Origin of the sequence: Streptomyces sp. NPDC006197, assembly GCF_040613865.1 — a bacterium.
Lineage (GTDB): Bacteria > Actinomycetota > Actinomycetes > Streptomycetales > Streptomycetaceae > Streptomyces.
This window is the reverse complement of sequence record NZ_JBEXSZ010000105.1, coordinates 22,820-29,181: the sequence shown is the minus strand read 5'-3', so window position 1 is coordinate 29,181 and position 6,362 is coordinate 22,820. Positions and strand designations below refer to the sequence as shown.

Here is a 6,362-nt window from a genome sequence, read left to right as displayed (position 1 = left end):
TTGTTGATCGGGACGAGCAGCAGGACCGACATGACCACGCTGAGGATCAGCAGTGCGGCGGCGGTGACGACGAGGCCGGCGCCGGGGCGGTGCCAGCCGGTGAGGGCCCACAGCGCGCTCAGCACGAGCGAGCCGATGTACCAGATCGGCATCAGGGCGCCGAGCATCCGGCCCCCGTGGGCGCGGCCGAGCTGGCCGCGGCCCTGCGGACCGCAACCCGCACCGCACACGACCCCCACACCCGGGTCACCGCCCTGGCCCGCACCTACCTCGACTTCGCCGAACGTAACCCCGCCGTCTACGACGCCATGTTCCAGCTCGACGGCGGCCTGGCCTTCGCCCACCAAAACACCCCCCAGCCCCTGAAAGACGCCTTCGCCGCCCTGCTGGAAAACCTCGACGAGGTCGCCGGCAACGGCGTCCACCCCGGACTGTTCACCGAGGTGTTCTGGGCCGCCCTGCACGGCCTGGCCACCCTGACCCGCGCCGGACGACTACCACCGGCAGACACCGAACAACGGATAGCACTACTGACCAACCGACTCCCCGCGACCTGACCCCCACCCCGGAAGAAAAGGGCACACGGCCCGGACCCCGGCCCCGCCTGCACGCCTGCACGCCTGCACGCCTGCACGCCTATGGCACCACCCCCACCCAGACGCCCCCGGTGGAGTACCGGTGGTTCTTGGACTGTGCAGCGATGGCGTGGTCGGCCGATCGCACGCCGGACGGGGACGCAGCTCTGTGGGCCGGGACGGCCCGGCGTCCTCGGTTCGGGCAGGAGTACGCGGCATCGGCATCGGTCATGGCGGCGTTCGTGTGGAACCACCGCCCGAGGGTCAGATCTGCCCGTCCCGTCGTTCGACCGGCAGGCCGGCGGTGTGTGCCGCCTCGGCGAGGACCCGGCTCAGCATTTCCGGCGTCAGTCTGCCGGTGAAGACGTTGCGCTGGCTTACGTGGTAGCAACCGAAGAGCGTGAGCGGGCCGCTCGTCCCCTCCGCGGTGGGCAGTGGCACCCGCGCACCGTGCCCGAACGCCGGCCGCGGCCGGGGCACGTTCCACCCGGCCTCGCCCAGCGCCGCCAGCGCGGCCTGCCAGCCGAAGGCTCCCAGGGCGACGACCGCGCGCAGGGTCGGTCGCAGCAGCTGCGTCTCGCGGGTCAGCCATGGGCGGCAGGTGTCACGTTCGCCGGGCGTGGGGCGGTTGTCCGGCGGTGCGCAGTGCACCGGGGCGGTGACCCGCACGCCGGTGAGCTCCAGCCCGTCGTCGGGACCGGTCACGGTCGCCCGGGAGGCCAGCCCCAGCTCGTACAGGGTCGCGAACAGCAGGTCACCGGACCGGTCGCCGGTGAACATCCGCCCGGTCCGGTTCCCGCCGTGCGCGGCCGGCGCGAGTCCGGTGATCAGCAGAGCGGCGTCCGCGGGCCCGAACCCGGGTACGGGGCGGCCCCAGTACTCCCAGTCCCGGAACGCCGCTCGCTTCTCGAGGGCGATCTCCTCCCGCCACGCCACCAACCGCGGGCACGCCCGGCACTCCACGAGTCGGGCGTCCATGTCGGCCAGCGTGCGGGCCTGGGCGGCGGCACGCACCGGATACCCCTCGGCAGTCGACATCCTCGACCCACTTTCACATCACGCACATCACGGTCGGTTCTGGCGGTCGACTTCATCGTGACAGCCGACCGTCGCGTTCAGCTTGGTTCACCGCGGTTCGCGGCAGGACCCGAGCCGGTGCCCGCGGGATCGCCCAGCCGGTGCGGACGCCGCTCGCCGACGAGCGCGTCGGCGCCGGTGTCGGGGCCGGTGCCGCCTGCGAGCCGTACAAGGTCCTTCGTCAGTGAGGCCAGCCAGGACACCGTCGCGTAGTACACGCGCGGCGCGCCGGGCGGGTCGGCGGCGATGGCGACGAAGGCCGTCGGGGCGTGGAGCGGTACCGGTGCGTCCACGGTGTCCCCTGTGGGGTCGATGCGGGCGGAGGTCAGCAGCATGTCCGCCGCGACCCGGTCGCCCGCGCGGATGACGGACTCCGCGGCTTCCCTCCCCAGCGGCGGGACCACGACGGGTTCGGAGGGTACGAGAAGCCGGTCGGCGCCCCACAGCGTGTGGTGGCCGGCGATCAGCGCGGCCTGCCAGTCCTGACCGACCGGCGGCGGAGCGGGCCCCTTCGGTTCGCTCTGGTACTGCGCGTACGCCGACTCCGCCATGACCAGGGCGTGCTGCAGCGAACGGTGGCCCGGTGCGGTGACCACCGGCATGCGCCGTCCGCCCGCCGCGATCTGCGCCGTCGTGGCCACGACGATCTCCGCGGCGATCCTCAGCAGCGCCGCGACCGACCGCCGCAACTCGTCATGGGCGCCGCGCGGCCAGGCCAGCAGCCCGAACACGGCGCCGATCGCGCTGCCGGTCAGCACGTCGAGCAGCCGGAACTCGGCGAGCTGCCAGGTGGCCGGCGCCAGCTGCGCGAAGACCAGGGCGACCACCACCGTGAACAGCGCCTGTGCCCATCCGACGCCCTTCACCGGTCCCAGCGTGAAGGTGACCAGCATCAGCGGCGGCAGTGCCACCGCGTAGACCTCGATGTCGGTGCCGACCAGCGCCAGCAACGCCGCCGCGACCAGTGCGCCGACGAGCGTGCCGGTCAGCGCGATCCGCTCCGTCCTCCGGGTCTCCCGTACCGTCGTGCGCGTCAGCGTCAGGGTGGCCAGCAGCACCCAGAAGCCGTGCGGGAGGGTGTCGACGCCCGCGATCAGCCGGGCCGCCGCCAGGGCCAGGCTGATCCGTACGGCGTTCTGGAAGAACACCGACCGGCTGCCGGCGTGGCCCGACAGGCGCCGCCACCACAGCCGTGGTGCCCGCATCCGCGCGTACCAGAACGGGCCGGGCGCCGGTGCGTCGGCTGCTCGGCCCCGTACCGCGATGTCGGCCGCGGTGGACATCGCGAGCGCCGCGTCCACCAGTTCCAGGAGCGCCGCATTGCGGCGCAGCACAGCGGGAGAGGCGTCATCGGCTGCCGTCAGTGCCTGACGGATCTGCCGCAGACGGGCATGTGCCTGGCCGTCCGGCGTTTCTCCCCGTAGCCGGGCGGCGGTCTCCCTCGCCACGTCCGCGACCGCCCGCAGCGGGTCCGGGAGCCCGGCCCCGGACACCCCAGGTGCCCCCGCCTGGCCTTCCCGGCTCACGCCTCCCGCTGCCGCGTCCCCATCTGCTCCGGCCCCGGTACCGGCTTCCCGGGGCCGGGCCGGAGCCGGGGAGAGCGGCGGCAGCTCCGTCAGCCGGCCGAGCAGGGTGCGTGTCGCCAGGCCCGTGTGGGCCAGTGCCCTCGATCGCACGCCCGCTCCGGCCGGCCGTTCCGCCTCCGGGACGTGGGAGGAACGAAGCCCCGTGCTCAAGGCCAGGGCCGTGCGCAGCGTGGCCTCCGGCAGTGTGTACGGGGCGGAACGCAGCCGGTCCGCGCAGAGCGCGGCGCCCTCGGCGGCCCGGGCGGCCCGTTCACGGTAGGGCGGGGCCGCCGGCTCGGGCAGCAGCGTCATCTCCGCGATGGTCAGCAGGGCGAGCCCGAAGGTCGCCCCCACCAGCCGTTCGCCCAGCGAGCCGGGGTCGTAGGGCGGGAACGACGGCAGGATGTACATCAGCTGCAGTCCCGTGGCCGCGCCGGCGAACCGTGGTCCTCCGACGGCCGTGAACGCCAGCACGAACCCGACCACGAGCATGCCGACCACGGCGCTCCACGTTCGTACGGACAGGTATGTGCCGAGCGTGATCAGCACCCAGCACACCGGCACCACGCCCACCAGGAGCGCGGCCCGTTGGCGTCCGGAGCCGGGGAGATGCGAGAGCCCGGCCATGGCGATCGCGCCGAACAGGGCGTACGTCGCGCCGACCGCCGAGTCGAAGCCGTGGAGAAGCACGTAGAACCCGGCCGCGGCCGCGACCGTGGCGCGCAGAGCCCTCCGCGCCGCCGCCCGGTAGGCGGGCGACGGCCGTCGTGGGAACGCGCCACCCATGCCCCCAGCATCGCCCGCCCTGCCGCACCCGGCACGAGGGAGGGCTCGCCGTCCGCCCGGCAGTGGGGCCGCAAGGAGCCGGGCGAGGTGCCGAAGCGCCGGCCTTGGCAGGGGGTGCACATCTGTTTACCCTGGGGGTGAACAGATGTGCACCCCTGCCCTTCCCGGCTCTCGCACCGCCTCTGGAGCATGATGACCTCCGCCGAACCCGCGCCCGGCACGACGGCCGGGCCCGCCCGTTCCCGGCTCGTCGTCCCCGTCCTCGCCTTCTGCGGCATGGTCGTCGCCGTCATGCAGACCCTCGTCGTGCCGCTGCTGCCCCACATCCCCGCGCTCACCGGGGCGAGCGCGGGCGCGGCGGGCTGGCTCGTGACCGTCACCCTCCTCACCGGCGCGGTGTTCACTCCGGTGCTCGGCCGGGTCGGCGACATGTACGGCAAGCGGCGGGTCCTCCTCGCGTCGCTCGGGGTGCTCACCCTCGGTTCCGTGCTCTGTGCGATCAGCTCCGACATCGGCGTCCTGATCACCGGCCGGGCCCTCCAGGGCGCGGCTCTCGCCGTGATCCCGCTCGGCATCAGCATCATCCGCGACGAGCTCCCCGCCGAGCGCGTCCTGCCGTCGATCGCGCTCATGAGCTCCACCCTCGGCATCGGCGCGGCGATCGGACTTCCCCTGGCCGCCGTCGTGACGGACAACTTCGACTGGCACACCATGTTCTGGGCGTCCGCCGCACTCGGCCTGCTCGACCTCCTGCTCGTGCTGTGGATCGTTCCGGAGTCGGCCGTGCGCTCCCGGGGGCGGTTCGACGTGCCGGGCACGCTGGGCCTCGCCGCCCTGCTGGTCGGTGTGCTCCTGGCGATCACCCAGGGCTCCGGCTGGGGCTGGACCTCCGCGCCGACGCTCGGTCTGCTCGGTGCCTCGGTGGTCGTGGGCCTGCTCTGGGGCCGGTACGAGCTGCGTACCCCGTCCCCGATCATGGACCTCAGGGTGTCCGCCCGGCCCGCCGTGCTGCTGACCAACGTCGCGGCCCTGCTCATCGGCTTCTCGTTCTACGCCAACTCCCTGGTCACCGCCCAGCTCGTACAGGAGCCCACGAGCACCGGCTACGGCCTCGGCGCCTCCATCGTCGTCAGCGGACTCTGCCTGCTGCCCGGCGGACTCGCGATGGTGGCCCTGTCTCCGCTCTCGGCGCGGATCTCCGCCGCGTACGGGCCCCGCACCGCGCTCGCCGTCGCGGCGGTCGTCATGACGCTCGGCTACGTGGTGCGCTTCTTCACCAGCCACAGCCTCTGGCTGATCGTCGCCGGCGCCACCGTGGTCTCCTGCGGCACCGCCATCGCCTACTCCGCGCTGCCCGCCCTCGTCATGCGGGCCGTGCCGGTGAGCGAGACCGCGTCGGCCAACGGCCTCAACACCCTGATGCGTTCCGTGGGACAGGCCTGCTGCAGCGCCGTGGTTGCCGCCGTGCTGGCCCGTGTGACCTTCGTGGCCGGCGGTCGGACCGCACCGACGCTCCACGCCTACCTGCTGATCTTCCTGATCGCCGCCGGAGCGGCCCTCGCCGCCCTCGCCGCCACCCTCCTCCTGCCGTCCGACCGGCCGGGCCGGGACGCCCCGCGCGACGGCGACCGGCCGGGCGGTACGGTCACGGTGCCACCGCCCACCAGCACCGCCCGAGGGAACGCATGAGCACCGCCGACGAACCCGCCTCCCCGGCCACGGCCGGCGCGGATCGAACCGTCCGCCAGGAATCCGGGAACTCCCCCACGGACGGAGGGGAAGCGGGCCCGGAGACCGGACGCGAGGCCATCATCCGCGCCGCACGGCGGGCGTTCACGCTCAAGCCGTACGCCGAGGTCACCATGCGGGGCATCGCCGCGGCGGCCGGGGTGAGCCCGTCCTTGATCGTCAAACGTTTCGGCAGCAAGGAGGCCCTGTTCAACACGGTCGTCGACTTCCGTCCGGCGGCCGCCGAGCTCTTCGCCGCCCCGCTGCCCGACCTCGGCCGGCACCTCGTCCTGACCATGGTCGACCTCCGCGACCGGCTCCGCGGCGACCCGCTCCTGCGCGTGGTCTTCTCCCTCGGCATCGAGGACGAACGGACCCTGCTGCGGGCCCGCTTCCGCGAGCAGATCACCGACCGCCTCACGGACGTCCTCACCGGCCCCGACGCCCGACTGCGCGCCGAACTCGTCGCCGGCCAACTCCTGGGCCTGGGCGCCACCCTGAGTCTCCACCGCCCCGACGGCGCCACCGCCCACACCACCGCCGAACGGCTCGCGGAGCTCTATGCCCCCGGCATCCAGCACCTGGTCGACGGGGGCGCCGCCCGGGCGTAGTGCACCGGCCCGGGCGGCTC

At 73.8% G+C, this 6,362-nt stretch carries 4 protein-coding genes and 2 pseudogenes; 3 read left to right on the top strand and 3 right to left on the bottom strand.

Going from position 1 to position 6,362, the window contains the following annotated elements; all coding sequences use genetic code 11:
• Positions 1-209, bottom strand: a pseudogene (locus tag ABZ318_RS27665) (DUF1772 domain-containing protein); the annotation flags it as partial.
• On the opposite strand from ABZ318_RS27665, the pseudogene ABZ318_RS27660 reads away from it, so the two are divergent.
• Positions 180-557, top strand: a pseudogene (locus ABZ318_RS27660) (TetR-like C-terminal domain-containing protein); the annotation flags it as partial. The pseudogenes ABZ318_RS27665 and ABZ318_RS27660 overlap by 30 nt on opposite strands.
• 282 nt (positions 558-839) lie before the next feature.
• On the opposite strand, the gene ABZ318_RS27655 reads toward ABZ318_RS27660, so the two are convergent.
• Complete coding sequence (locus tag ABZ318_RS27655; protein WP_356905191.1) at positions 840-1,613, bottom strand: uracil-DNA glycosylase; 774 nt, start codon at positions 1,611-1,613, stop codon at positions 840-842.
• Between the two features lie 77 nt (positions 1,614-1,690).
• Positions 1,691-4,003, bottom strand: a complete 2,313-nt coding sequence (locus tag ABZ318_RS27650) for an FUSC family protein (RefSeq protein WP_356905190.1) — start codon at positions 4,001-4,003, stop codon at positions 1,691-1,693.
• Positions 4,004-4,195: 192 nt separating this feature from the next.
• Here ABZ318_RS27650 and ABZ318_RS27645 point away from each other — a divergent pair, with 192 nt between their 5' ends.
• Both ABZ318_RS27645 and ABZ318_RS27640 read left to right on the top strand, forming a co-directional pair.
• A complete protein-coding gene (locus tag ABZ318_RS27645; RefSeq protein ID WP_356905193.1) occupies positions 4,196-5,692 on the top strand; it encodes an MFS transporter in 1,497 nt (498 codons plus the stop codon).
• Positions 5,689-6,342, top strand: coding sequence for a TetR family transcriptional regulator (locus tag ABZ318_RS27640; protein WP_356905189.1), 654 nt, complete (start codon positions 5,689-5,691; stop codon positions 6,340-6,342). Before ABZ318_RS27645 ends, ABZ318_RS27640 begins: the two co-directional genes overlap by 4 nt.
• Positions 6,343-6,362: the final 20 nt, after the last annotated feature.